Source organism: Xylanimonas protaetiae (assembly GCF_004135385.1).
In the GTDB taxonomy this organism is placed as follows: domain Bacteria; phylum Actinomycetota; class Actinomycetes; order Actinomycetales; family Cellulomonadaceae; genus Xylanimonas; species Xylanimonas protaetiae.
Genome location: NZ_CP035493.1, coordinates 3350790 through 3374067, shown reverse-complemented (window position 1 = coordinate 3374067; position 23278 = coordinate 3350790). Strand labels below are relative to the sequence as shown.

General features: G+C 76.3%; 22 protein-coding genes and 1 pseudogene. 12 read left to right on the top strand and 11 right to left on the bottom strand.

Annotated elements, in window-relative coordinates; all coding sequences use genetic code 11:
- Positions 1 to 152 precede the first annotated feature (152 nt).
- Positions 153 to 659: an RrF2 family transcriptional regulator gene (locus tag ET471_RS15660; protein WP_129189819.1), complete on the bottom strand. Its 507-nt coding sequence runs from the start codon at positions 657 to 659 to the stop codon at positions 153 to 155.
- Positions 660 to 1266: 607 nt separating this feature from the next.
- Between ET471_RS15660 and ET471_RS15655 the strand changes: the two genes are divergently transcribed.
- On the top strand, positions 1267 to 1872 hold the full coding sequence (locus ET471_RS15655) for a hypothetical protein (RefSeq protein ID WP_129189817.1): 606 nt from the start codon (positions 1267 to 1269) through the stop codon (positions 1870 to 1872).
- Between the two features lie 56 nt (positions 1873 to 1928).
- Here ET471_RS15655 and ET471_RS15650 read toward each other — a convergent pair whose 3' ends face one another.
- The 6 genes from ET471_RS15650 to ET471_RS15625 all read right to left on the bottom strand — a co-directional run bounded on the left by ET471_RS15650 (position 1929) and on the right by ET471_RS15625 (position 5773).
- On the bottom strand, positions 1929 to 2297 hold the full coding sequence (locus ET471_RS15650) for a VOC family protein (protein WP_129189816.1): 369 nt from the start codon (positions 2295 to 2297) through the stop codon (positions 1929 to 1931).
- 22 nt (positions 2298 to 2319) lie between these two features.
- Complete coding sequence (locus ET471_RS15645; RefSeq protein ID WP_242496322.1) at positions 2320 to 2793, bottom strand: P-loop nucleotide/nucleoside kinase family protein; 474 nt, start codon at positions 2791 to 2793, stop codon at positions 2320 to 2322.
- Positions 2794 to 2805: 12 nt separating this feature from the next.
- Entirely contained in the window at positions 2806 to 4461 is a 1656-nt protein-coding gene (locus tag ET471_RS15640) for an AMP-binding protein (protein ID WP_129189814.1), read from the bottom strand.
- 154 nt (positions 4462 to 4615) lie between these two features.
- Positions 4616 to 4999 carry a hypothetical protein gene (locus tag ET471_RS15635; protein ID WP_129189812.1) on the bottom strand — a complete coding sequence of 128 codons (384 nt, stop codon included), beginning with the start codon at positions 4997 to 4999 and terminating at the stop codon, positions 4616 to 4618.
- Positions 4996 to 5280, bottom strand: a complete 285-nt coding sequence (locus ET471_RS15630) for a hypothetical protein (protein WP_207207287.1) — start codon at positions 5278 to 5280, stop codon at positions 4996 to 4998. The genes ET471_RS15635 and ET471_RS15630 overlap by 4 nt, the downstream gene beginning before the upstream one ends.
- Positions 5281 to 5416: 136 nt before the next feature.
- A complete protein-coding gene (locus tag ET471_RS15625) occupies positions 5417 to 5773 on the bottom strand; it encodes an ACT domain-containing protein (RefSeq protein ID WP_129189810.1) in 357 nt (118 codons plus the stop codon).
- Between the two features lie 65 nt (positions 5774 to 5838).
- Here ET471_RS15625 and ET471_RS15620 point away from each other — a divergent pair, with 65 nt between their 5' ends.
- On the top strand, positions 5839 to 6405 hold the full coding sequence (locus ET471_RS15620; RefSeq protein WP_129189808.1) for a globin domain-containing protein: 567 nt from the start codon (positions 5839 to 5841) through the stop codon (positions 6403 to 6405).
- Between the two features lie 345 nt (positions 6406 to 6750).
- Here ET471_RS15620 and ET471_RS15615 read toward each other — a convergent pair whose 3' ends face one another.
- Together ET471_RS15615 and ET471_RS15610 are read right to left on the bottom strand one after the other, a co-directional pair.
- Positions 6751 to 7062, bottom strand: coding sequence for a DUF1540 domain-containing protein (locus ET471_RS15615; RefSeq protein WP_129189806.1), 312 nt, complete (start codon positions 7060 to 7062; stop codon positions 6751 to 6753).
- 177 nt (positions 7063 to 7239) lie between these two features.
- On the bottom strand, positions 7240 to 8553 hold the full coding sequence (locus ET471_RS15610; RefSeq protein WP_129189804.1) for an enterochelin esterase domain-containing protein: 1314 nt from the start codon (positions 8551 to 8553) through the stop codon (positions 7240 to 7242).
- 64 nt (positions 8554 to 8617) lie between these two features.
- Between ET471_RS15610 and ET471_RS15605 the strand changes: the two genes are divergently transcribed.
- On the top strand, positions 8618 to 9469 hold the full coding sequence (locus tag ET471_RS15605) for a siderophore-interacting protein (protein WP_207207286.1): 852 nt from the start codon (positions 8618 to 8620) through the stop codon (positions 9467 to 9469).
- 49 nt (positions 9470 to 9518) lie between these two features.
- Positions 9519 to 10205: a FadR/GntR family transcriptional regulator gene (locus ET471_RS15600; RefSeq protein ID WP_129189802.1), complete on the top strand. Its 687-nt coding sequence runs from the start codon at positions 9519 to 9521 to the stop codon at positions 10203 to 10205.
- A 21-nt stretch (positions 10206 to 10226) separates the two neighbouring features.
- Here ET471_RS15600 and ET471_RS15595 read toward each other — a convergent pair whose 3' ends face one another.
- Together ET471_RS15595 and ET471_RS15590 are read right to left on the bottom strand one after the other, a co-directional pair.
- Positions 10227 to 10475: an LPXTG cell wall anchor domain-containing protein gene (locus ET471_RS15595; RefSeq protein WP_165350516.1), complete on the bottom strand. Its 249-nt coding sequence runs from the start codon at positions 10473 to 10475 to the stop codon at positions 10227 to 10229.
- A gap of 475 nt (positions 10476 to 10950) precedes the next feature.
- Positions 10951 to 11976 (bottom strand): ABC transporter substrate-binding protein, encoded by a 1026-nt coding sequence (locus ET471_RS15590; protein WP_129189798.1) that lies wholly within the window; start codon positions 11974 to 11976, stop codon positions 10951 to 10953.
- Positions 11977 to 12075: 99 nt separating this feature from the next.
- Here ET471_RS15590 and ET471_RS15585 point away from each other — a divergent pair, with 99 nt between their 5' ends.
- The 8 genes and pseudogenes from ET471_RS15585 (at position 12076) to ET471_RS15550 (ending at position 23255) form a co-directional block, all read left to right on the top strand.
- The gene (locus tag ET471_RS15585) at positions 12076 to 13200 is read left to right on the top strand and encodes a WxL protein peptidoglycan domain-containing protein (RefSeq protein WP_129189796.1); all 1125 of its coding nucleotides are present in this window, start codon (positions 12076 to 12078) and stop codon (positions 13198 to 13200) included.
- A 130-nt stretch (positions 13201 to 13330) separates the two neighbouring features.
- Positions 13331 to 14686, top strand: coding sequence for a class E sortase (locus ET471_RS15580; protein WP_129189794.1), 1356 nt, complete (start codon positions 13331 to 13333; stop codon positions 14684 to 14686).
- Between the two features lie 77 nt (positions 14687 to 14763).
- Positions 14764 to 15755: pseudogene (locus ET471_RS15575) on the top strand (FecCD family ABC transporter permease).
- The gene (locus tag ET471_RS15570; protein ID WP_129189792.1) at positions 15752 to 16798 is read left to right on the top strand and encodes a FecCD family ABC transporter permease; all 1047 of its coding nucleotides are present in this window, start codon (positions 15752 to 15754) and stop codon (positions 16796 to 16798) included. The pseudogene ET471_RS15575 and the gene ET471_RS15570 overlap by 4 nt, the downstream one beginning before the upstream one ends.
- A 98-nt stretch (positions 16799 to 16896) precedes the next feature.
- Positions 16897 to 19506 carry a hypothetical protein gene (locus ET471_RS19160; RefSeq protein WP_165350515.1) on the top strand — a complete coding sequence of 870 codons (2610 nt, stop codon included), beginning with the start codon at positions 16897 to 16899 and terminating at the stop codon, positions 19504 to 19506.
- 124 nt (positions 19507 to 19630) lie between these two features.
- Entirely contained in the window at positions 19631 to 20422 is a 792-nt protein-coding gene (locus ET471_RS15560; RefSeq protein ID WP_129189790.1) for an SDR family oxidoreductase, read from the top strand.
- A gap of 5 nt (positions 20423 to 20427) precedes the next feature.
- Positions 20428 to 21549, top strand: coding sequence for an isochorismate synthase (locus ET471_RS15555; protein ID WP_207207285.1), 1122 nt, complete (start codon positions 20428 to 20430; stop codon positions 21547 to 21549).
- Entirely contained in the window at positions 21546 to 23255 is a 1710-nt protein-coding gene (locus ET471_RS15550; protein ID WP_129189788.1) for a (2,3-dihydroxybenzoyl)adenylate synthase, read from the top strand. The genes ET471_RS15555 and ET471_RS15550 overlap by 4 nt, the downstream gene beginning before the upstream one ends.
- Positions 23256 to 23278: the final 23 nt, after the last annotated feature.

Genomic DNA, 23278 nt, shown 5'->3' with positions numbered 1-23278 from the left:
GTGGTCGGGGTCAGCCGCGACGACGACAGCCGAGGGCGAGGTGCCGTCGGCGGGCGGCGACGAGTCGACGCGAGGAGCGCATGCCAGGACCGTACGACCGAAGTGGAGCGAGGGACTCCAGAAGGGGCAGGTGTCTTGCCGGCTGAGACGGGTCAGCGCGGGGAGCGCTCCGCCGCCCGCACCACGGCGCGGCCGTTGGGCCGCGTGCGCCACGCGTCGTCGCCCGCGAGCAGCGCGTCGACGGGGGCGGGCATCGTCCCGGCCAGCACGTCGGCGAGCGTGACGACGTCGAGCACCGACCGCATCGCGACCCGCAGGGCCACCCACACGTCCCGCACCGGTGCCGACGCGCCGGGGTAGGTGACGTCCTCGACGTGCCGGCCGCCCAGGCTGGCGAGCGGGCCGTCGATCGCACGGATCACGTCGGCCACCGCGATCTCGACCGGGGGAGCGGCGAGGCGCGCCCCGCCGTCCGCCCCGCGCCGCGTCTCCACCAGGCCCGTCTGCTTGAGCGTGTTGAGGAGCCCCAGCACGTAGTTCGCGGGGATCTGCTGCGCCGTCGCGAGGTCGTCGGACTTGGCGTACTGGCCGCCGTCGTACCGCGCGGCGAGCTCCACGCAGAGGCGGACTGCGTAGTCGATCTTGGCCGTGATGCGCACGTGCCGAGTGTCCCACGGGTGCGGGCGCCGTTCGGCGACGCGGCACCGCGCGCGGGGCGGTCAGCGGGCTCGCGGCCCGGCGCCGGCGTCGGGCATCGTAGGGCTCCTCGCCGCGAGAGCGGTGGGAGCCCGCAGGGCGGTCCGGAGGCGAGAGCCGACGGGCCGGCCGGCCCCGGTCATGACAGGGGTGCGGGAAGACCTGCTTTCCCGAGGTCGTCTGGCTACGTGCCGGGCCCGGGGACCGTCGGCTCGGCCGGTCGGCGGCGGTGGGCGACCCAGGTTCGACGGGCACCGGTGACAACTGGCGCCCGCGGGCCCCGAGGTCACGGCCTTGGAAGAACGGGTGGGTCTCGCGACCGCCCCTCGTGACGGCGAGGGAGCGGGCGCCCGCGACGGCGGAGCGGCGAGGTCGAGCGCAAGGCCCCGGACGCGTCCTCGCGCGCGCCGGGGCCTTCGTGCGCCCGGAACACGCCCGGCACCGCGCAATCGGTGCCGAACCGACGCTCACGGCGCACACCGGCCCCTGAGTGGCGACGCAGCGGGCGGTCTACTGGACCCGACCCCAGCGCCGCGCCCGGCGCGAGCCCAGCGCCCGAGAGGTGTTCCCGTGAGCACGTTCCGCAAGTCGATCGCCGTCGCCGTCGTCGGCGTGCTGACGGTCACCCTCGCCGCCTGCGGCGGCGGCACGTCCGACGCGGACGGCACGACGACGCCGACGACGTCGGTGACGCCTGAGGAGGGCCGCACGACGGTCGACGTGACCGTCAGCCGCGACCTGCTCGACCCCGACGGCTCCTGGACCGACGAGGACGTCGTCGCCGAGGCGATGAGCCAGGGGATCGCGGCGCGCGTCACCGCCGACGGCGACGTCGTCTACACCATGACGCCCGCCCGCCACCAGGAGATGCTCGACGGCTTCTCCGGCGCGATCGACCAGGCGATCACGGAGCTGACCAGCGGCGACAACTCGTTCACCGCGATCGAGGCGAGCGACAGGTTCGACCGGTTCACCGTCCGTGTCGACGGCGCGCGCTTCACCGACTTCGAGCCGTTCTACGCCGTGAGCCTGTTCCTGGTGGGCGGCCTCCACCAGCAGTTCGACGGCGTCGCCGCCGACGACGTCGACGTCACGGTCTCGTTCGTCGACGACGCGACCGGCGAGACGCTCACCTCGACGACGCTCCAGGAGTTCCTCGCCGGCGACGACGCCTGACCGGCACGCGACGACGGGCCGCCCCACCGGAGAGCGGGCGGCCTGACGGCGGGTCCTCAGTCGAGGCAGAACTCGTTGCCCTCGACGTCGAGCATGACGATGCACGACTCGTTCTCGTCGTCGGCGAGGAGCGTGCGGAAGTGCGTCGCGCCGAGCGCCTCGAGCCGGGCCCGCTCGGCCTGCAGCGTGGCGAGGCGCTCGGCGCCCACCAGGCCCGAGCCCACGCGCACGTCGAGGTGGACGCGGTTCTTGACCACCTTGCCCTCGGGCACGCGCTGGAAGTAGAGCCGCGGCCCGACGCCCGTGGGGTCCACCGCGTTCTCCGAGCCCTGCGGCTCGTACCCCAGCACCTCGCACCAGAAGCGGACGAGGTGCTCCGGGTCGGCGCAGTCGAAGGTCACCTGGAACGTCCTGACGGCTGCCATGCGAGCACCGTAGCGGGGGGTCTCACCCGCCGTCGATCACCGTGAGCGGGCCCTCGTCCGGCGTGGGCGGCTCGAAGTGGTCGACGTACAGCGCCGCCGTCGCGGCGTCGAGCCGCACGTCGTTCGCGGTCGCGCCGTCCCGCGCGGCGACGCGACGCAGCACGACGTCGCGCGGCGTCGCCAGGTACACCGTCTCCGGGACCACGCCCGTCGGGGCGAGCAGCCCGCGGTACGTGTCGCGCATGCGCCGCGACCAGAACGACAGGTCGACGACGACGTCGGCGCCCTGCGTCGCGAGCGTCACGAGGCGTTCCTGGACCTCGCGCTCGAACGCCTGCCGCACCGGCTCGGGCAGCGGCTGCTCGCGGTGCCCCGCAGCCCACGCGGCCTCGTCGATCGACAGCCGCACGTACCCGGCCTGCTCGAGCCGCCGCGCGTACGTCGACTTGCCCGAGCCGGCGGGGCCGCACATGAGCACCACGCGCCCGGTCGCCACGGCGGTCGCCGCCTACGCCGGCATCGAGGTGAGCAGGCGCTCGCGGACCACGCGGCGCATGACCTTGCCGATGGCCGAGTGCGGCAGCTCCGTCACGACGACGAGGCCGCGCGGCAGCGCGTACCTCGCGAGGTTCGCGGAGGCCCACTCGCGCACCGTGGTCAGGTCGAGCGACGTCACGCCCTTGGCGAGCACGATCGCGGCGACGACCCGCTCGCCGAGGTCACCGGCGGGCATCCCGACGACGGCGACGTCCTCGATCTCGGGCATGGCCCGCAGCCGGTCCTCGACCTGCGACGGGTAGACCTTGAACCCGCCCGTGACGATGACCTCCTTGGTCCGGTCGACGAGGGTCACGAACCCGTCGTCGTCGACCGTGACGATGTCGCCGGTGCGCAGCCAGCCGCCGGGCAGGAGCGCGGCCGCGGTGTCCTCGGGCCGGTTCCAGTAGCCGTCGAAGACCTGCGGGCCCGCGATGAGGAGCTCGCCCCGCTCGCCGGGGGCGACGTCCAGCGCGGGGTCGTCGGGGTTCGCGACGCGGATCTGCGTCGAGGGGAACGGCAGGCCGAGCGCGCCGGGGCGCCGACGCTCGTCGAGCGGGCTGCCGAGCGCGACGGGCGACGTCTCCGTCATGCCGTAGCCCTCGATGACGAGGCCGCCCGTGAGCGCCTCCCACGCCTGCGCGGTCTCGGCGGGCAGGGCCATCGAGCCGGAGATCGCGATGCGGAAGCTGCCGAGGTCGGCCTGCTTCTCCCGCGCGGCCGTCGTGAGCCGGGCGAGCATGGGCGGGACGGCGGGCAGGAAGGTGCCGGGCCGGCGACGCTGCGCTGCGAGGAACGTGCGCACGTCGAACTTCGGCAGGACCACGACGGTCGCGGCCACCACCGTGGCGTAGACGAGGCACAGCTGCAGGCCGAACGCGTGGAAGTAGGGCAGCACCCCGTAGAACACCTCGGCCGCGGCGGCGTCGTGGCCGGTCCACGCCTGGCCCTGGACGGCGTTGACCGTGAGGTGGCGGTGGCGGAGCATCACGGCCTTGGGGTCGCCCGTCGTGCCGCCGGTGTAGATGAGGACGGCGAGGTCCTCGGGGGCGGGGGAGGGGTGCTCGCCCGGCAGGGGCGCGGCGGCGGCCACGAGCGCATGCCACCGCGCGCCGTCCGCGGGCGGCGTCCCGACGAGGGCGTCGCGCTGGGCCCGCGCGGAGCGGACCGGGAGGCGCAGCGCCCACTGCTTGACCTTCGGCAGGTCGCGGCTGACGTCCACGGTGACGACGTCGGCGTCGGGCAGCTCCGCGGCGACGCTCGCCGCGGTCTTCGCCCAGGCCAGGACGACGTGCGCGCCGGAGTCCGCGACGAGGCGTGCGGTCTCGGCGGCGCCGAGGGTCGGGTTGAGCTCGACGACGACGCCGCCGAGGCGGAGCACCGCCCAGAACGCGACGACGTGGCTGGGGCTGTTGGGCAGGGCGATGGCCACCCGGTCACCAGCCCGCACGCCTCGTGCGGCGAGCACGCTCGCCGCACGGGCGACGGTGTCGGCGAGCTGGCGGTAGGTCGTCGCCGCGCCGAAGAAGTCGAGCGCGACGCGCTCGGGGTGCTCCCTCGCCGCCCGGTCCAGGACGGCGGGCAGCGGCCAGTCGGGGACGGCGACGGTGTGCGGGGTGGCTTTCACGGTCCAACGGTAACCTACGGTGCCGTAGGTTACGCCACCGTAAGTTTGTGTCGTCCGCCTCGCCAGCGGGTTTGCCGCCGCCGAGAGACGCCGGAGCGCGACGACGCCCCGCCGCGAGACCGTGCGTCTCGCGGCGGGGCGTCGTCGACCGGGGTCAGCCCTGCGCGGGCGGGACGTCCGTGGGGGCCGGCGCGGGCGTCGCCGGGGCGTTGCCGCTCCCGGTCGCCCCGCGCTCGGCGCCGCTGCCGGGCGTGCCGGGCACCACGATGCCGAACCGGTGCCCGGGGTGGACCGACTCCGTGCCCGAGCGCTCGGAGGTGCGGCCCTCGAACGGGTGCCAGACGCCGCGCTGGCCGCGCTCGGTCGCGCGGTCCCCGTCGCGACGCATCGCGACGCGCGCCGGGACGTCGTCGAGCACGCCCATCTTGGCGTGGCCGGCGATGACGGCCGTCACGCCGAGGGACGACAGCAGCAGCCCGCCGGCGACGACGATCCCGCCGATCAGCAGGGGGATCTTGCGGTCACGCGTCGTGCTCATCGGGCGTCTCCCGTCGTCTCGGCGGCCGGTGCCGGTGTCGTGCGCTCGAGCGCCGCGACCGAGCGCTCGTAGGTCTCGACGTCGACCTCGCCGAGCGCGAGCCGGCGCTGGAGCGTGGCGAGGGGGGTCTCGCCCGCGGTCGCCCTGGACGGCGTCTCGGCCGCACGGCGGGCGCGCAGCGCCTTGGCGAGCGCGACCGACATCCACACGATCGCACCGACGAGCACCAGCCAGAACCCGCACAGGACGGGGGCGACCAGCCACCACGTCGTCATACCCATCTCGTTCTCCTCACGTCTCTGCCTTGCGTTCCGGCGACGGTAAGGAGCGAACCTGGCAGGGCCCTTGGGAACGGGCGCCACGGGGCGAAACCCGCCCGGGAACGAGGCAGACGGCGCCGGAGCGGGCCCCGCCGCGTCACGCGACCTGATGCCCCGCGTCGGCGAGCACGTCGACGGCGGTGGCGAGCCGGTCCTCGGGGACCAGCACCAGGTCGGCGTGGAAGGTCGACGCCACGAACACGGGAACCCCGGCGGCGGCGAGCGGCCCGACGACGGCGGCGAGCATGCCGGGCACGTCGAGCCCGTGCGGATCGCCGTAGACGCCGGCCCACCGCTCCCCGTCCCTCCCGAACGGCGAGGCGTGGGCGACGACGGTCAGCCCCTCGGGCGCGCGCACCAGCGCGACCCACTCGTCGTCCTCGGGGAACGTCGCGGCGGGCAGGTGACCGACGACGAACCGGTCGGGCAGGACGCGCAGGCTCAGGGACGACATGCGGGAAACCTAGCCGGGCCGTCCGACACGCTGCGGCCGCGTCGACGGCGTGCGACGTTGGACGCATGGCGCGGACGGTCTACGACGCGATGGGCGGCATGCCCGTGGTGCTCGCGCTCGCCCGGGCCTGGCACGCGCGCGTGCTGGCCGACCCCGTCGTGGCGCACGCGTTCCACCGGCCGGTCCACCCGCGGCACGACGAGCGGCTGGCCGCGTACTGGGCCGAGCAGCTCGGCGGCCCGGCGACGTTCACGGGCTCGACGGGGGCGCACGCGTCGGTCGTGGCGGTGCACTCGGGCAACGGCCCGCACGACGAGATGGACGCCCGGGCGGTCGCGTGCTTCGAGCTCGCGCTCGACGACGCCGCGGTCCCGGACGACGACGCCCTCCGCGCCACGCTCACGCTCTGGTTCACGTGGGCGACGCAGGTGCTCAACCACGAGTACGAGACCGTGGAGTCGATCCCCGCCGACCTCCCGATGCCGGTGTGGACGTGGGACGGGCCGCCGCCGGGACCGCGCGCCCCGGCGGCGTCGTCAGCGGACGACCATCGGCATGACGAGGATCAGCGCGACCGCCGCGAGGGCGAGGACGGCCATGGCCACCCGCAGGACCCGCGCGATCGTGGCTGACTCGTTGGCGGCGTTCTCGATCGACGCGTGAGCCAGGCCGGAGCCGATGCTGTCCACGGCGAACTCTCCGCCGCTGAGAATGGGGCTGTGCATCCTGGCGAACTCAAAAGGTGCTGGTCCGGACATCGTGCGCTCCTCTCGGGAGAATGGGCCTGGCACCCATTCTAGGAGAGGTCCTTGTCGTGCTCCGGGCGGGTGTCGCACCCTGCCGCAAGGCGAGCGCGTCCTCGCATTCTGCATCATGGGTGAACCAATTTCGTCACCCTGTGTGGTTCGCAGCGTGGACTCGTCCGCGGCGTGCGCACCACGGACGAGGCCGCGCCGGGGGAGCCTGGCGGCGGGTCCTCAGGCCTTCGCGGTGAAGGTGAGGCAGTCCGGGTGCTGGGGGCTGTCCTGACCCGCGCCCACGCGGATCTCGCTCGCGCCGCACTCGAGGTGGTCGTTGTACGCGCACTCCATCCGCTGGCAGGCGCCGACGTGGGCGAGGACCTTCTCGAGGCCGCCCTTCGTGCTGAGCGGGATGAACGTGGCGCACGAGGCGTCGCCCGTGTGGCCGGCGATGGTGACGGCGCCCGCGTGGCAGCCGTGGTCGTGGTTGAAGCCGCAGCCGTCCACCGAGCACTCGGTGACCGTGGGCATGTCCATCAGGGTGCTCATGAGCGTCGCTCCTCGGGTCTCTCTCCGGATCGGGCTCAGCGGCGTACCGCGTGTCGCTGATAGCACCGAGAATAGCGAGGAAATGCCGCACTGCACCTGGGTGGCGCTGACAATCCCGACAATGCGAGTAACGGCACGCGATCCTTTCCTATTACTTGTCGCCATGGGTGCGGCAGATCACCGCGCCGCCGTGACACGACGTAGCGCGTGGGGCAGGCTGGTCTCCCAGCAGGCCGCGTCGTGGCCGCCGTCGTACTCCTCGTAGCGGAGGGCCTCGCACCGGTCGGCCAGGACCGCCCGCAGGCGGCGCGTCGGCTCGAGCAGCACCCACTCGCCACGCCCCACCTCGAGGTGGACCCGCCCCAGCCGGACGCCGGAGCGGGCGATCGTGCGCGTGAGCCACTCGGCCGGCTCGCCCCCGGCGGGGTTGGGCCACCACAGCGACCCGGACTGGCACACGGAGACGCCGAACCGGTCCGGCGCGAGGCACTGGGCGTAGAGGGCCGTGAGCCCGCCGAGCGACTGCCCGGCGATGGTCGTGCGCCTCGGGTTGCGGGTCACGGGGGCGCCGAGCGTGCCGGGGGCGTCGTCGACCAGCCGCAGGACGTCGGCGACCAGGCGCGGGTTGCAGGTGAGGTCCGCGACGCGGTCCTCCAGGGGGCCGTGGCCCAGCAGCAGCGTGGCCGTGGGCGGCAGGACGCCCGAGGCGGACCACGCGTCGAGGGTCGCCGTCTCGCCGGCGACCCGCTGCTCACCGTCGAGCAGCACCAGGACGTCCCAGCCGTCCGGGCCTGGCTCGACCGCGGGCACGTGCCACCACGCCGGCCGCGGTCCGCCGCGGACGGGCACGAGCCGCCCGGCGCGCGGTGCCGGCAGCAGCGGCACCGGCCGCGGCGCCTCGGGTCCGGACGCGACCGAACCCTGCCGCCCGCGCTCCCGTGCGTGCGGGTCGGGCCGGGTGTGGAGGAGCAGGTCGTACCACGCGTCGACGGCGGCGTGCCGCTCGGGCTCCGTGACCGCGCGCGACCGTGCCCGTCGCTGCTCGAGGACGGCCTGCGCGGACGCCGTGACCGACGGGGCGCCGCCGTCGTCGACCGCGAGCGTGTAGCTGCCGCGCCAGCCGGCCCCCAGGCGCAGCGTCAGGGCCCAGACGTCGGTGCCCGCGACGGGCTCGAGCAGCGCCTCGGTGAAGGTCGTGTCGTCGACGAGTTTGTTGACCACGACGGCGACCCGCCGCGCGGCGCCGCGGTGCACGAACGTGTAGTCCCGGACGGGTCCCGTGCCCTCGACGAGCGGCGTGCCGCGCTCCGTGACCTCCGCCCAGAAGGCCTCGACGGCGTCCCTGCCGGCGCCGGCCGCCAGGGCGGCCCGCAGCGCCTCGACGCGCGCGGACCGGCCGTGGGGGACCGCGGCGGGGCGTGCGACGTGCGGCGGGATCGAGAGCGCGCGGGCGGACGCCCCGGCGGGCGGGGTCGCGAACGGGGAGACCATGCGGTGCAGGCTATAGGGAAGGCTTTCCTAACTTCGATCCGGTGTTGTGGGCTAGGCTCGCGCGGTGACCACCACACCTGCCCTGGACCGTGACGCGCGCGCCGTCGTGCGTCGTCCCGTCGGCACGCTGGGACGCCGCGTCCTGCACGTCGTGCGCGTCGAGGACGTGACGCCGCGCTACCGCCGGGTCGTGCTGGGCGGCGCCGACCTCGACGCGGGCTTCCCGTGGGCGGACCTCGCGCCGACCGACCACGTCAAGGTCGTGTTCCCGGACCCGGCGACCGGCGAGCTCCTGCTGCCCCAGCCGGGCCCCGGCGGGCTGCGGAACCCGGACGGGACCCGCCCGGCCGTGCGGGACTACACCGTGCGGGCCTGGGACGCCGAGGCCCGCGAGCTCACGCTCGACCTCGTGCTCCACGGGCACGGCGTCGCGAGCCGATGGGCCTCGTCCGCGCGGCCCGGGGACGGCCTCGGGGTGCTCGGCCCGCGCGGCAACGTGCTCTTCCCGCACGGCTACCCCTGCTACCTCGCCGTCGGCGACGCCACGGCCCTGCCCGCGATCTCCCGCCTGCTGGAGGAGCTGCCGGACGGCGCGCGGGCCACCGCGATCCTCGAGGTCGAGGACGCGGCCGAGGAGCAGCGGATCGCGTCGCGCGAGGGCGTCGAGATCGTCTGGGTGCACCGCGGCGCGCACCCGGAGGCGGACCGGCTCGAGCGCGCGCTGCGGGCCTGGACGCCGCCGCAGGACGACGACTGGTTCGCCTTCGCGGCCGGCGAGGCCACCGCGATGCGGCCCGTGCGCCAGTACCTGCGCCACGAGCTCGGCCTGCCGAGGGCGCAGGTCCACGTGGACGGCTACTGGAAGCGCGGCGAGGCGGGCCTCGACCACCACGCCGTCGACCTCGGGGACGACTGAGGCGCGTGTCCCCGCGCCCCGCGGAGGGCGTGTGCCAGAATCGGCCGCGATGAACACCTCGTCCGGATCTGACCGTGCCCGTCGCGCGTTCGCGTACCTGCGACGGCGCATCACGTCGGGGGAGTGGCCCGTCGGCTCCCGCATCCCGGTCGAGACCGAGCTCATGGAGCTCCTCGGCGTCGGCAAGATGACGGTCCGTGAGGCCGTCCGGTCGCTCGCGAGCATGGGGATGCTCGAGACGCTGCCGGGACGCGGCACCTACGTGCGCGCCCGCACGCCCGTGGCTGCGGTGCTCGCCGAGTCCGTCCACGACTACGAGCTCGCCGAGGTGCTCGCCTACCGCCGGGGTCTCGAGGTCGAGGCGGCCCGCCTCGCCGCGCGGCACCGCACCGACGACCACGTCGCGCGGCTCCGGGCGGCGCACGAGGCGAACGACCGGCTCGGCGCAGGGGCGCCCGCCGAGCGAGAGCAGGGCCGGACGCCGCAGGAGTTCCACGCGCTCGTCTTCGAGGCCACGGGCACGCGCCTGCTGCCCGACGCCTACGCGGGTGTGCTCGCCGCCCTGCGGAAGGTCATCAGCCTGGGCGTGGTGATCTACGCCTCGGGCGAGGAGAGCCGCCGCCACGACCACGGCCAGATCCTCGCCGCCATCGAGGCCGGCGACGCCGAGCGCGCGGCGCTCCTCATGGCCCAGCACGTCGCGGACGACCTGGAGATCGCCGGCCCCGGCCGCTGACGCCGGGCCCGGCGACCCGGGTCAGGCGCGCGCCCGGCCCGCTCGGCGGCGGAGCCCGCGGTCCGCGGCGAACGCCAGGGCGGCGACGGCGAGCAGCCCGGCGACCCACGCGACCGCCGGGGCGTCCTCGATGCCGGTCTGGGGGAGCTGCCCGCCCGCCGCGGCCGCGGCGCTCGTCGTGCCGCCGCTCGTGCCGCCGCTCGTGGGCGCCGCCGTCGGCGTCGGGCCAGGCGTCGGGTCCGCCGCGGCCGCGGCCGCGATCTCGAACATGGCGTGCACGGAGCGGTTCGGCGCCATGTCCCCGGGGCGCTCGAGCCCACGAGGACGCGGACCCACGCCTTGCCGCACGCGGCGTCCACGACCGTGGCCACGTCGTCGGCGGGCAGGTCGGCGAGGCTGAGCGTGCCGGAGACCGCGCCGTCGTCGTCGGCCTTGAGCGTCGTGGACCACTGGAGCTGGTCGTTGAGCTTGAACGCGAGCGTCTGGCCGAGGCCGTCGGTGTCGGTGCGCTCGAACCCGGTCCCGGTCACGGCGACGGTCCCGCCGGGCGCGACGACGCCCGAGGTCACCGTGAGCGTGGCCCCGGACGGGCTGTCGGCGCGGGGCGTGGTGCACTCGGCCGCCTGCGCGGCGTGCTGCGGGCCGGCGACGGCGCCGGCGAGGACGGTGGCCGCGGCGAGGGCGAGCGCGCCGACGGCGCGACGGGCACGAAGGGTCTTCACGAAGAGCTCCAGGGGTGGGGTGGTCAGCCGACGAGGTTGTCGTCGACGTCGGTGAGGATCTGCCAGGCGGCCAGCGGCCCGCCGGCGCTGCCCCAGGCGCTGCCGTCGACGGGCACGACGCGCCCGGACCGGTAGGCCGTGAGGTCGGTGAAGCCGACCGCCCGTGCGGCGGCCGTGGCCAGGGCGGCCTCGCTCGCGGCGACGCCGGTGGCCCCGCCGCCGTCGGCGGCCGTCTCGGGTCCGGCCGCGCCGCCGAGGGTGCAGAAGAACATCCAGTCGCCGTCGAGCACGCCGACGTTCTCGGCGCTGACCTGCTCGGAGTGGCCGTTGCCCGCGACGTCCTGGCCGGCCGGGCGGGTCAGCCCGAGGTCGGCGAGGATCTTCGCGGGGAAGGTGCTCTGCGGCAGGAACGCGCCGGTGGACAGTCCCCAGCGCACGATCGACACCCGCGCGCCGGCGTTCGCGCCGAGCCCGTCGCGGACCCGGGCGGCCTCGGCGTCGTAGCTCGTGACGAACGCCGTCGCGGCGTCGGCCTTGCCGAGGGCGTCGCCGACGGCGCGCAGCCCGGCCTGCCAGTCGGTGTTGCCGGCCTCGCCGACCCAGAGGGTGGGCGCGATGGCCTGCAGCTTGCCGAGGAGGACGTCGTCGTTGACGGCGGTGCCGTCGGTGAGGATGAGGTCAGGGCCGAGCGCCACGAGCTGCTCGAGCTGCGGCGAGCCGAGGCTGCCGACGACCGTGACGTCCGCCGCCTCCGCGGGCAGGTAGCCCGCGAGCCGGGCCGCCTGCCCGCGCGCCGCCGTGGCCCCGACGGGCACCACGCCGATGGCGAACGCGGCGTCCGTGGTGGGCTCGCTCAGCGTGACCACCCGGGCGGGGGCGACGGGGATGTCGACCTCCCGGCCCCGGGCGTCGGTCACGGTCCGCGTCGGCGCCGAGGACGACGCCCCCGGTGCCGGGGAGCAGGCCGTGAGGAGGGCGACGACGGCGACGAGGGCGGCGGCGACGCGGCGGCTCCCCGCGGTGAGACGGCGGCGATGAGGGTTGGACACGTTGGTTAGCCTAACCTCACCTTCAGCGGACCATGCTCATCGTCCGCCACCGCGAGACCCGCGGTGAGACCCACCGTGAGAACCGACCAGGAGCACCCCTTGCGCACGATCGTCCGCCGCACCCTCGCGCCCACCTTCGCCGTGGCCGCGGCGCTCCTGGCCCTCGCGGCACCCGCCGTCGCCGACGACACCCCCGCCGCCGAACCCGCGCCCACGACGTGGCAGGTGGCGCCCTCCGGGCAAGGAGGACCCGGCCAGCGGCCCTACTTCGTGCTCGAGGCGGCCCCGGGGGCCGTGGTCTCCGACGTCGTCGGCATCACGAACCTCTCGACGCAGGAGATCACCCTGCGGGTCTTCGCCACTGACGCCCGCACCGCGGCGAGCGGCGACTTCGACCTGCTCGCCAGCGCGCAGGAACCCCAGGACGTCGGCGCCTGGACCACGTTCGACTCCCCGGACGTGGCGCCCGACGGGACGCTGACGCTCCCCGCCCGGTCGCGCGTCGACGTCCCGTTCCACATCACGATCCCCGCGAACGCCACCCCGGGCGACCACGTGGGCGGCATCGTCACCTCGCTGCCGAGCGTGCGCACCACGGGCACCGGGGAGCAGGTGGTCGTCGACGCGCGCGTCGCCGCCCGCACCTACCTCTCCGTGACCGGCGACCTGGTGCCGCGCCTCCAGGTGGGCGACGTGCGCGCACACCGCACGGGCAGCTTCTGGAACCCGTTCGACGGCGACGTCGAGGTGACGTGGACGGTGACAAACACCGGGAACCTGCGCCTGACCGGCACCCAGCACGTCGCCGTCGACGGCGTCCTCGGCTGGGGCGCGGCGGACGCCGCCGGGCCCGCGCTGCCCGAGCTGCTGCCCGGGAGCGCCGTCGAGCAGACCGCGACCCTGCACGGCGTGCCGGCCGCCGTGCTGCTGACGCTCACCGGCTCGCTCCAGCCGGTCGACGCGACCGGCCGCGTGGCCGCCGTCACGGCCGTGCCGTTCACCGCGACGCTGCACGCGTTCCCGTGGGTCGCGCTCCTGGCGCTCGCGCTGCTCGCCGCCCTCGGGTGGCTCGTGGTGCGGGCGGTGCGACGGCGCCGCGCGACGGCACGGCAGGTCGCGGAGCTGCAGGAGCGGCTCGCGGCGGCGGCGTCGGGTGGTGACACGGCGGAGACGTCGGGTGGTGAGCCGGCGGCGGCGGACGCGCCCTCCGGTGACCGGGCATGACCGTGCGCCGGCGCGCAGCCCTCACCGCGGTGCTCGTCGTCGTCGGCCTCGCGGCGGGGGTCGCGCCGCGAGCGCCGCCGACCCGCCCGTCCCGGCCCCGGCCACCCCGGCCCCCACCGTGCAGGTCGCCGTGACCGAGGTGCGCGTCGGGCAGCCGGTCGACGTCACGCTCGCCGGCTGGCCGGCCGGCGTGGTCTCGGTGGCGTTATGCGGGGCGGGGGCCGCCGCCGGGTCCGCGGACTGCGCGACCGCGCAGTCGACGGTGGTCGTCGTCGGCGAGGACGGGACCGGGACCGGGACGCTGCTGGGCGTGGCCCCGCCGTCGTCGTGCCCGTGCGTGGTGCGGGCCACGACCCTGACCGGGCAGGTGACCGCGACGCTGCCCGTCGTGGTCCCCGACGTCGCGACCGGCGCCGTCGCGCCCCGGCCGATGACCGTGGTGCCGACCTCGCGGCTCGTGGTCGCTGCGGCCGCGGAGCGGGTGGGCGGCTGGCGCGGTGCGGTGGTCGCGGCGCTCGGGGGTCCCGCGGACTACCGCGTCGCCGTCACGGTGCAGAACGCCGGGGACCTCGCGTCGACGGCACGCACGGTCGACGTCGTCGCGGGGCGCGACTCCCTGGGCGGCGAGGTGGTCGGGCGGCTCGACGTCGCCGCGGTCGACCCGGGCGACGCGCTCACCCGCGAGCTCGTCGTGCGCGTCCCCGCGCCGCTCGCGGGCGCGTACGTGCTGCACGGCGAGCTCGACCCGGCCGACCACGGGTCGGTGTTCGTCGCCGAGGTGGAGTCCTGGCCGGTGGTCCCCGCGGCCGTCGTGCTGTTCCTCGCGGCCTGGCTGCTGCTGCGCCGGCGGGTGCTGCGCGCCGTGGCCGTCACGGCGCTCGTCGGCGCGCTCGTCGTCGCCGGGCACTGGGGGCTGACGCGGTGGCTCGAGCACAGCCGCGCCGAGCGGGCGCAGGCCGCGCTGCTCGCCGGGTTCGCCCCGGCCCTCACGTCCGACGAGACCCCTGCCGCTCCTGCCGAGCCCGTGACGGGCGACCTCGTCGGGGTGCTGCGGATCCCCGCGCTCGACGGCCTGCAGCTCGCCGTCGTCGAAGGGGTCGTGCCCGAGCAGCTCCGCCGCGGTCCCGGGCACTACCCGGGGACCGCCCTGCCGGGGCAGGTCGGCAACGTCGTCGTCGCCGGGCACAACGCGCGCTCCGGCGCCGGCGCCCCGTTCGTCGACCTGCACGAGCTCGTCGCGGGCGACGAGATCCGCTTCGAGACCCCGCAGGGCACCTGGACGTACACGGTGACGGGGACGCGCGTCGTCCCGCCCGCGGCCGTGTCGGTGCTGCTGCCCGTCCGCGACCGGCCGCAGGCCGTCCCGACGACGTCGCAGCTCACCCTCGTCACGTGCGACTACTCGCTGGGCGGGAGCACGAACCGCCTGGTGGTCGAGGCGGAGCTGGCAGAGGCCGGACCGGCAGGGCGGGCGGTGGGCGGGTGAGCGCCGTGCCGACGGCCCGTCGCACGGGCCGTGCGGTCCTCGCCGCGGCCGGGCTGGTCGCCGCGCTCCTGGTGCTCATGGCGCTCGGCCTGCTGGTCGGCTCGCGGCCCGTCCCCGTCGCGGACGTGCTCGACGCGCTGCGCGGCGGGACGGCCGAGCACGCCCTCGTCTGGGAGCTGCGGCTGCCGCGGACGCTCCTCGCCGTCGTGGTCGGGCTCGCGCTCGGTGCCGCGGGCGCTCTCATGCAGGCCCTCACGCGCAACCCGCTGGCCGACCCCGGGCTGCTCGGCGTCAACGCGGGCGCGGCCGTCTTCGTCGCCGTCGGCCTCGCGCTGTCCCTCGCGACCACCGTCGTCGACACCGTCGCGTGGGCGATGGCCGGGGCGATGGTGGCCTCCGTGCTGGTGCAGGCGCTGGCGCGGCGCGGGTCCGACCCGGGAAGCCCCACGAGCACCGTGCTCGCGGGCACCGCGATCAGCGCGGCGCTCGTCGCGGCCACCCAGGGGCTGGTGCTGTCGTTCCCCGCCGCCTTCGACTCGTTCCGCTTCTGGGCGGTCGGGTCGCTCGAGGGGCGCGGGTCCGCCGTGCTGAGCGGCGTGGCCCCGTTCGTCGCCGTCGGGCTGCTCCTCGCCGTCGGGCTCGGGCGCGCGCTCGACTCGCTCGCGCTCGGCGACGACGTCGCGCAGGCCCTCGGCGTGCACCTGCGGCTGGTGCACGCGCTCGGCGTCCTCGCGATCATGCTCGTGTGCGGCGCGGCGACCGCCGCCGCCGGACCGATCGGGTTCGTCGGGCTCACCGTCCCCCACGTGGTGCGCCGGTGGGCGCCGTCCTCCCAACGCTGGGTCACCGCTCTCTCCGCGCTCGGCGGGGAGTGCTCGTGCTCGCCGCCGACCTCGTCGGCCGCGTCGTCGCACGGCCGGGCGAGCTCGAGGTCGGCATCGTCGTCGCCGCGGTCGGCGGGCCCGTGTTCGTCCATCTCGTGCGACGGCGGCCGGGGCGACGACGGCGTGGACCGTGGCCGAGGCGCCCGCGGGGCGCACAGGTCTCGCCGCGCAGGAGCCCCGCATGAGCGCGGTCCCGCCCGTGGCGGGGCTGGCGGCCCGGCTCGCGGCACGGCGACGCGCCCGGACCGCCGTCGTCACGGCGTCGGTGCTCGGAGCGCTGCTGGGCGTCGTGCTCTTCGGCCTCGTCGTGGGCGACGTCCCGACGTCGCCGGCCGAGGTGCTGGCCGCGCTGCTCGGCGGCGGCGACCAGCGCACGCAGCTCGTCGTCGTCGGGCTGCGGCTGCCGCGCCTCGTCACCGGTGCCGTCGTCGGGGCCGCCCTCGGCGCCTCCGGGGCGCTGTTCCAGTCCTTGACCCGCAACCCGCTCGGCAGCCCGGACGTCGTCGGCTTCACGGCGGGCTCCGCGACCGGCGCCCTCGTCGCGATCGTCGTGCTGGGCGGCGGCACGGCCGCCGTCGCCGGCGGTGCGCTGGCGGGCGGCCTGGCGTGCGCGCTGGCGGTGCTCGCGCTCTCGTCGTCCGGGGGCACGACGACGGGGCACCGGTTCGTCCTCGTCGGCATCGGCACCGCGGCGGTCCTCACCTCGGCCAACGGCTACCTGCTGACGCGCGCCTCGCTCGGGGACGCCACCGCCGCGCAGACGTGGCTGGTCGGCAGCCTCGACGCCCGGGGCTGGGAGACCGCCGTGCCGCTGCTCGTCGCCGTGGGCGTCCTCCTGCCCGTCGCGCTGGCCGCCCAGCGGACGCTCGCGCTGCTCGACCTCGGCGACGACCTGGCCGCCGCGCTCGGCGTCGACGTGCCCCGGGCGCGCCTGGGCGCGGTGGTCGTGGGGATCGCGCTGGCCGCGGCCGGCACGGCTGCGGCCGGCCCGGTGGGGTTCGTCGCGCTCGCGGCGCCGCAGCTCGCCCGCCGCCTGACGCGCGGGTCCGGGGCGGGAGCGGGGGCCGCGGCGGCCCTGGGGGCGCTGCTGCTCGTGACGTCCGACGTCGTCGCCCAGCGGGCGCTCGCGCCCGTGGTCCTGCCGGTCGGGGTGGTCACGGGGCTGGTCGGCGGGGTGTACCTCGCGTGGCTGCTGGGGACCGGCCGCGCACGCTCCGGCCCGCGCTGACGCGGTGTGACGTACGGCACCGTTGCACAAACGGACAAGTCTTGCCTACATTTCATCCGACCAAGGTAAGGCTAACCTTTCAAAGCAAGGGGACTCGGATGACAACCACCGTCCAGAGACGGACGGCTCGCGTGGGTGCGGGGGCGCTCGCGGCGATCCTGGGCCTGGCGGCCCTGACCACCGCGGCGCCCGCGTTCGCCGACCAGGGCACCTGGCTCACCGGTGCGGGCGGCTCGGCGACCGTGTCGGTCGCCGACAACGTCACCGTGGGCGACGCGATCCACCTCGAGGGCTCGGGCTGGACCGCCCCGGACGGCGCCGGCTCGTGGATCGCCGTGAAGCTCGGCGCCGCGGGCGGCGTCGAGGCCGACGTCCTGACCGTCGAGCCCGCCGCGGGCCGCTACACCTTCCCGGGCGCGGGCTCGTCGACGGCCGCCATCTGGACCGGCATCCAGGCCGACGCGGACGGCGGCTTCAGCGTCGACGTCCCGTTCCCGACGCCCGCCACCACCAGCCCGGCGCTCGCCGCGGCGTGGGCGCCCGGCAGCACCCACCACCTCCAGCTGCTGTCGGGCTCGATGAAGCCCGGCGGCGACACCCCCCGCTCCGTGTACGTGACGTTCACGGTCACCGCGGACACCGTGACCGTCAACGCCTCGGCCGGCGGCCGCGGCGCCCCCGCCGACCAGGTCACGCTCAGCGTCGCCGCCGCGGCCGGCACCTTCGCCGCGGGCGAGGCTCTGACGGCGACGGTCGACGGCGCCGACAAGGCGTGGACCGCGGGCGGCACCGCCTCGGCCACGGGCGCGCTGACCGGCTCGACGCTCGTGTTCGCCCCGGGCACGCTGCGCGCGGGCGCCCACACGGTGACCCTCACCGGGCCGACGTCGGGCACGATCACGCGCGCGGTCACGACCGCCCCCGCCGCCACCTTCTCGGCCCTCGCGCAGGGCGCCTCGGGCTCGCTGACCCTGAAGAACCTGCCCGCCGGCTCCACGGTCGCGTCGGTCGCGTTCGAAGGCGCCGACGTCGCCTTCACGGGCCTGCCTGCCGCCGCCGACACCGCGGGCGCGACGACGGTCGCGTACTCGATCGCCGCGGACGCCGCGCTCGGCACCCACCCCGTCGCGGTGACGCTCGCCAACCCGGCCGGCACCTTCGACCTGCCCGGCCAGAAGATCTCGCCGGACTCGTCGCCGGTCGGCGGCGAGGACCGCTTCACGCTGACGTCGAACGGCGACGGCATCGCCCAGGGCCTCTACCAGTCGGCCTACAGCGCCGCGGAGGACGCCCTGTTCGCCACCGCGGCCGCCGGGACCGGCGCCGCCGAGGACGGCTACCTGTACAAGGTCGACCCGGACACGCTCGCCGTCCTCGGCTCGGTCCACCCGAAGGACGTCACCGACCCGAGCGGTGCCGCCGGCCTCGCGCCCTACGGCATCGGCGTCGACGACGTCCACGGCACCGTGTGGGTGACCAACACCCGCACCAACGCCGTCGCCGTCTACTCGGCCGCCGACCTCACGCTGCTCAAGCAGCACCCCGCCGGCACCGTCACGCACTCGCGCGACGTCGTCTACGACCCGAGGTCCGACCGCGTCTTCGTCAGCTCGGCCAGCGAGGGCACCACGGGCGACGGCTCCATCGCCGTGTTCGAGGGCGGCGACAACGACGGCGACGGCACCCCGTACGAGAAGATCACCGACATCCCGACCGGCCCCCGCGCCGAGTACAGCCCCATGTCGCTCGCGCTGAGCGACGGCGTGCTGGTCTCGCCGAGCCTGTCGAGCAACAAGGTCGTCAAGGTCGACACGACGACGCTTCAGACGTCGTTCCTGACGGTCGAGGGCATCGACGTGGGTGGTCGCGGCGCGTCCGGCATCGCGTACGACGCCGCCGCGAACCGCCTCTGGATCGCCAGCCAGAACAGCGACGACGTCGTCATCGCCGACGCCACCACGGGCGCGACGCTCGCCGAGATCCCCACGGGGGCGGGCGCGCTCAACACCGCCTTCGACCCGGTGCACCACCTCGTCTACGTCACCAACTTCGGCGGTACCACGGTGACCGTGCTGGAGGCGGACGGCACCAAGGTGGCCAACCTGCCGATCGCGCGCGCCAACCACGTGAGCGTCGACGGCCTCGGCAACGCCTACGTCGTCGACAAGGCGACGGGCAACAAGGTGTGGAAGATCAGCGCCGGCGACGCGGGCCCAGGGGAGCCGGGCCAGCCCGGGGAGGAAGGCGGCAGCTCCGCTGTCGAGGTGCTCGTCGAGATCCCGGCCGCGGGCGGGCTGACGCTCTCGGTCGGCGGCGCCACGGCCGACCTCGGCACCGCCGAGCTCGACGCCACGGCCGAGGCCTTCGTCGCGGACGGCACGCTCCCGACCGTCACGGTCGCGGACGTCCGCACGGCCGACGTCGGCTGGAACCTCGTCGGCCAGGTCTCGGACTTCACGTCCGGCGCGGCGACGTTCCCTGGCTCGGCGCTCGGCTGGACGCCGTCGGTGCTCTCCGCGAGCCCCGGCCAGGTGGTCGCGGCCGGCGCCGCGAAGGCGACCGGGCTGGACGTCACGTCGCCGCTCGCGTCGGCCGCGGCCGGCACGGGCCGGGGCACGGCCAAGGTCGCCGCCGGGCTCACGCTCCGGGCACCGACGACGGTCACGCCGGGCGGCTACGCGGCAGTGCTGACGCTCACGCTGAGCTGACGCCGGAAGGGGGCGGTGCGGCGCGCCGCACCGCCCCCTTGCCGCGCCCCGGACGGGCGCGGGACGACACGTGCAGGGGACGACAGGCGTCGGGACGGACGCCGCAGACGACGGGGAGAGGTCGATGGACGTGGCAGGTGGCAGGACAGGCGGGACGGCGGGGACCGTGCTGGTGACGGGGGCGGCGTCGGGGATCGGGCGGGCGACGGCCCTGCGGCTGGCCGCCGCGGGAGCGGCGCTCGCGCTGCTCGACCGGGACGTCGCGGGCCTCGCGTCGACGGCGGAGCAGGCCGTGGCGGCAGGGGCGCGCCATGCGCTCGCGCTCACCGCGGACGTCGCGGACCCCGGCGCCGTCGGCGACGCCGTGACCGCGGCGGTCGCGGCGCTCGGCCCGCTCGACGGGATCGCGTCCGCGGCGGGCGTCCTCGAGCCGGGCGGGCTCACCGAGGTCACCGACGAGTCCTGGCACCGCCACCTCGCCGTCAACACCAGCGGCGTGCTCCACGTGCTGCGGCACGGCACCACCGCGATGCGCGACGGCGGCTCCGTCGTCGTCGTCAGCTCCAACGCGGCGCGCGTGCCCCGGGCGGGGATGATCGCGTACGCCGCGTCCAAGGCCGCGACCTCCGCGCTGACCCGCTGCGCCGGGCTCGAGCTCGCCGCCCGGGGGATTCGCTGCAACGTCGTCGAGCCCGGCTCCACGGACACCGCGATGCAGCGCGACCTGTGGCCGGACGCCGAGACCGGGGCCGCCGCCGCGATCGGCGGCGACCCGGCGCGGTTCCGCGTCGGCATCCCGCTCGGCCGGCTCGGCGCCCCGGAGGACGTCGCCGCCCTGGTGTGCTTCCTGCTGTCGGACGACGCCCGCCACGTGACCCTGCAGCAGGTCTACGTCGACGGGGGTGCGTCCCTGTGACCGCCGTGACCGAGCCCCGCGACGTCCTCGCGACCGACCCGGCCACCGCGCACCGTGCGACCTTCGCCGGCGCGGACGCCGTCGCCGCCGGGCTGGTGGTCGCCACCACGACCACGACGTTCGCCGACCGCCGCTGGGCCGACGAGGTGACGGCCTCGCTAGGCGCGGGAGAGAGGGCGGTCGTCGCCCTGCCGTTCGAGCACGGCGGCACGGCCGTCGCCCACCGGGTGCGCCCGGAAGCCGACTCCGCGGACGTCGCCGACGTCCCACCGCCGGCCCCGTCCGCGCACGCCGCGACGCCGGAGCCCTCGGAGGCCGCGTACGCCGCCCGCGTCACGGCCGCGCTCGGCCTCATCGCGGCCGGGGACCTGCGCAAGGTCGTGCTGGGCCGCTGGGTGGACGTCGTGAGCGACCCGCCCCTGGACCCTCGCGCGGTCGTCGCGCGGCTGCTCGACCGGCGTCCCGGCCGCTACGTGTTCGGCGTCCCGCTGACGGCCGACGCGGCCGGTCCCGTGCTCCTCGGGGCGAGCCCTGAGCTGCTCGTGCGGCGCACGGGCGACGTCGTCACGTGCTTCCCGCTCGCCGGCTCCGTGCCGCGGTCCGCCGACGAGCGCGAGGACGCCCGGCGTGCGGCCGGGCTCGGGCGGTCGGCGAAGGACCTGGCCGAGCACGCGTTCGTCGTCGACGCGATCACCGCCGCCCTCGCGCCGGTGTGCGTCGAGGTCGACGTGCCCGCCCGCCCCGTCGTCGTCTCGACGGACACGCTGCACCACCTGGGCACCCCCGTCCGGGCGCGGCTCGCCCCCGGTACCACCGGGTGGTCCGCCCTGCACCTGGCGCTGCTGCTGCACCCGACCCCTGCCGTCGGCGGGGTGCCGACCACGGCCGCGCTCGACGCCATCGCGGCGCTCGAGCCGGGCCCGCGCGGCCCGCTCGCCGGGGCGGTCGGATGGGTGGACGCCGCCGGCGACGGCGAGTTCGCCGTCACGATCCGCGCGGGCGTGCTCGACGGGCCCACGCTGCGGCTCTTCGCCGGTGCCGGGATCGTGGCCGGCTCCGACCCGGCCGCCGAGGTCCGGGAGACCGGCGCGAAGCTCGCGACGATGATGACGGCGGTCGGGCCGTGACCCCGCTCGCTCCGCGGTCGCCGCTCGCTCCGCGGTCGCCGCTCGCTCCGCGGTCGCCGCTCGCTCCCGTGCGCGGCTGGCCCGCGGAGGCCCGTGCGCGCTACCGCGACCTCGGGTACTGGACGGACGAGACCTTCGCCGTGTTCGTCGAGGACCGCACGGCCCGGTTCGCGGCGCGCGTCGCCGTCGTCGGGCAGGACGCGCGGGGGGTCGAGCGGCGGTGGACCTACGCCGACCTCGGCGACCAGGCCCGCGCGGCCGCGGCACGCTTCCGCGACCTCGGCGTCGCGCCGGGGGACCGGGTCGTCGTCGCGCTGCCCAACGTCGTGGAGTTCCTCGCCACGGTCCTCGGGCTGCTGCGGTACGGGGCGGTGCCGGTGTTCGCGCTGCCCAGCCACCGGGAGGTCGAGCTCACGCAGTTCTGCGCGCTCGCCGACGCCGCGGCGCTCGTCGTCGCGGCCGGCGCCGACGGCGTCGACCACGCCGCGCTGCACGCCGCTGTCGCCGGCCGGCTCACGGAGCGCGGCGTCGTCCCGCCGCGACTCGTCGACGTCACGGCCTGGGACCTGACCCAGGCAGCGCCGTCCGTGCTGCCGGTGCCGGACGCCGACGCCGGGCAGGTGGCGTTCCTCCAGCTGTCGGGCGGCACGACGGGGGTGTCCAAGCTCATCCCGCGCACGCACGCCGACTACCTGTACTCGGTGCGCGCGAGCGCGGACATCTGCGGCGTCACCGCCGCGACGGTCATGCTGGTGGTGCTGCCGGTGGCGCACAACTTCCCGATGAGCTCGCCGGGCGTCCTCGGGGTGCTGGACCGCGGCGGGCGTGTCGTCCTCGCCCGCGACCCGAGCCCGCGCACCGCGTTCCGGCACGTCGCCGCCGAGCGCGTCACGACGGTCGCGCTGGTGCCGCCGCTCGCGCACGCGTGGATCTCCGCGGCCCGCCGCCGCAGGCCGGACCTGGGCTCGCTCACCGACGTCCAGGTGGGCGGGGCACGCCTCGCCGACACGGTCGCGCCCGAGGTCCGCTCGGTGCTGGGCGCCCGGCTCCAGCAGGTGTTCGGCATGGCCGAGGGCCTGGTCAGCTACACGCGCGCCGACGACCCCGACCTCGTGGTCGAGACCACGCAGGGCCGGCCGATCTCGCCCGACGACGAGGTGCGGGTGGTCGACGCCGACGACATCGACGTGCCCGACGGGTCCGAGGGCGCGCTCCTGACGCGCGGCCCGTACACGATCCGCGGCTACTACCGGTCCGAGCACGCCGACCGCGACTCCTTCACCGCCGACGGGTTCTACCGCACGGGAGACCTGGTCCGGCGCCTGCCCTCGGGTCACCTTGTGGTGACGGGACGCCTCAAGGACCAGATCAACCGCGGCGGGGAGAAGGTCGCCACCGAGGAGCTGGAGGCGTTCGCGCTCACCCACCCCGGCGTGCTCGACGCCGTCGCCGTCGGGGTGCCCGACCCGTACCTGGGCGAGCGGATCGTGCTCGTCGTCCAGGCCGAGACCGGCCGGGACGCCCCGGCCGACCTCCCCGGGTTCCTGCGAGGACAGGGCCTGGCGACGTACAAGATCCCGGACGCCGTCGTCGTCGTCGACGAGCTGCCCGCGACGCACGTCGGCAAGAACTCCCGCCGCGAGCTGCGTGCGCTGCTCGCGGACCGCCTCGCCGCCCCCGCGGCCTCCGCCCCCGCGGCCCCCTGACCCGCCCCGCCACCCGAACAGGA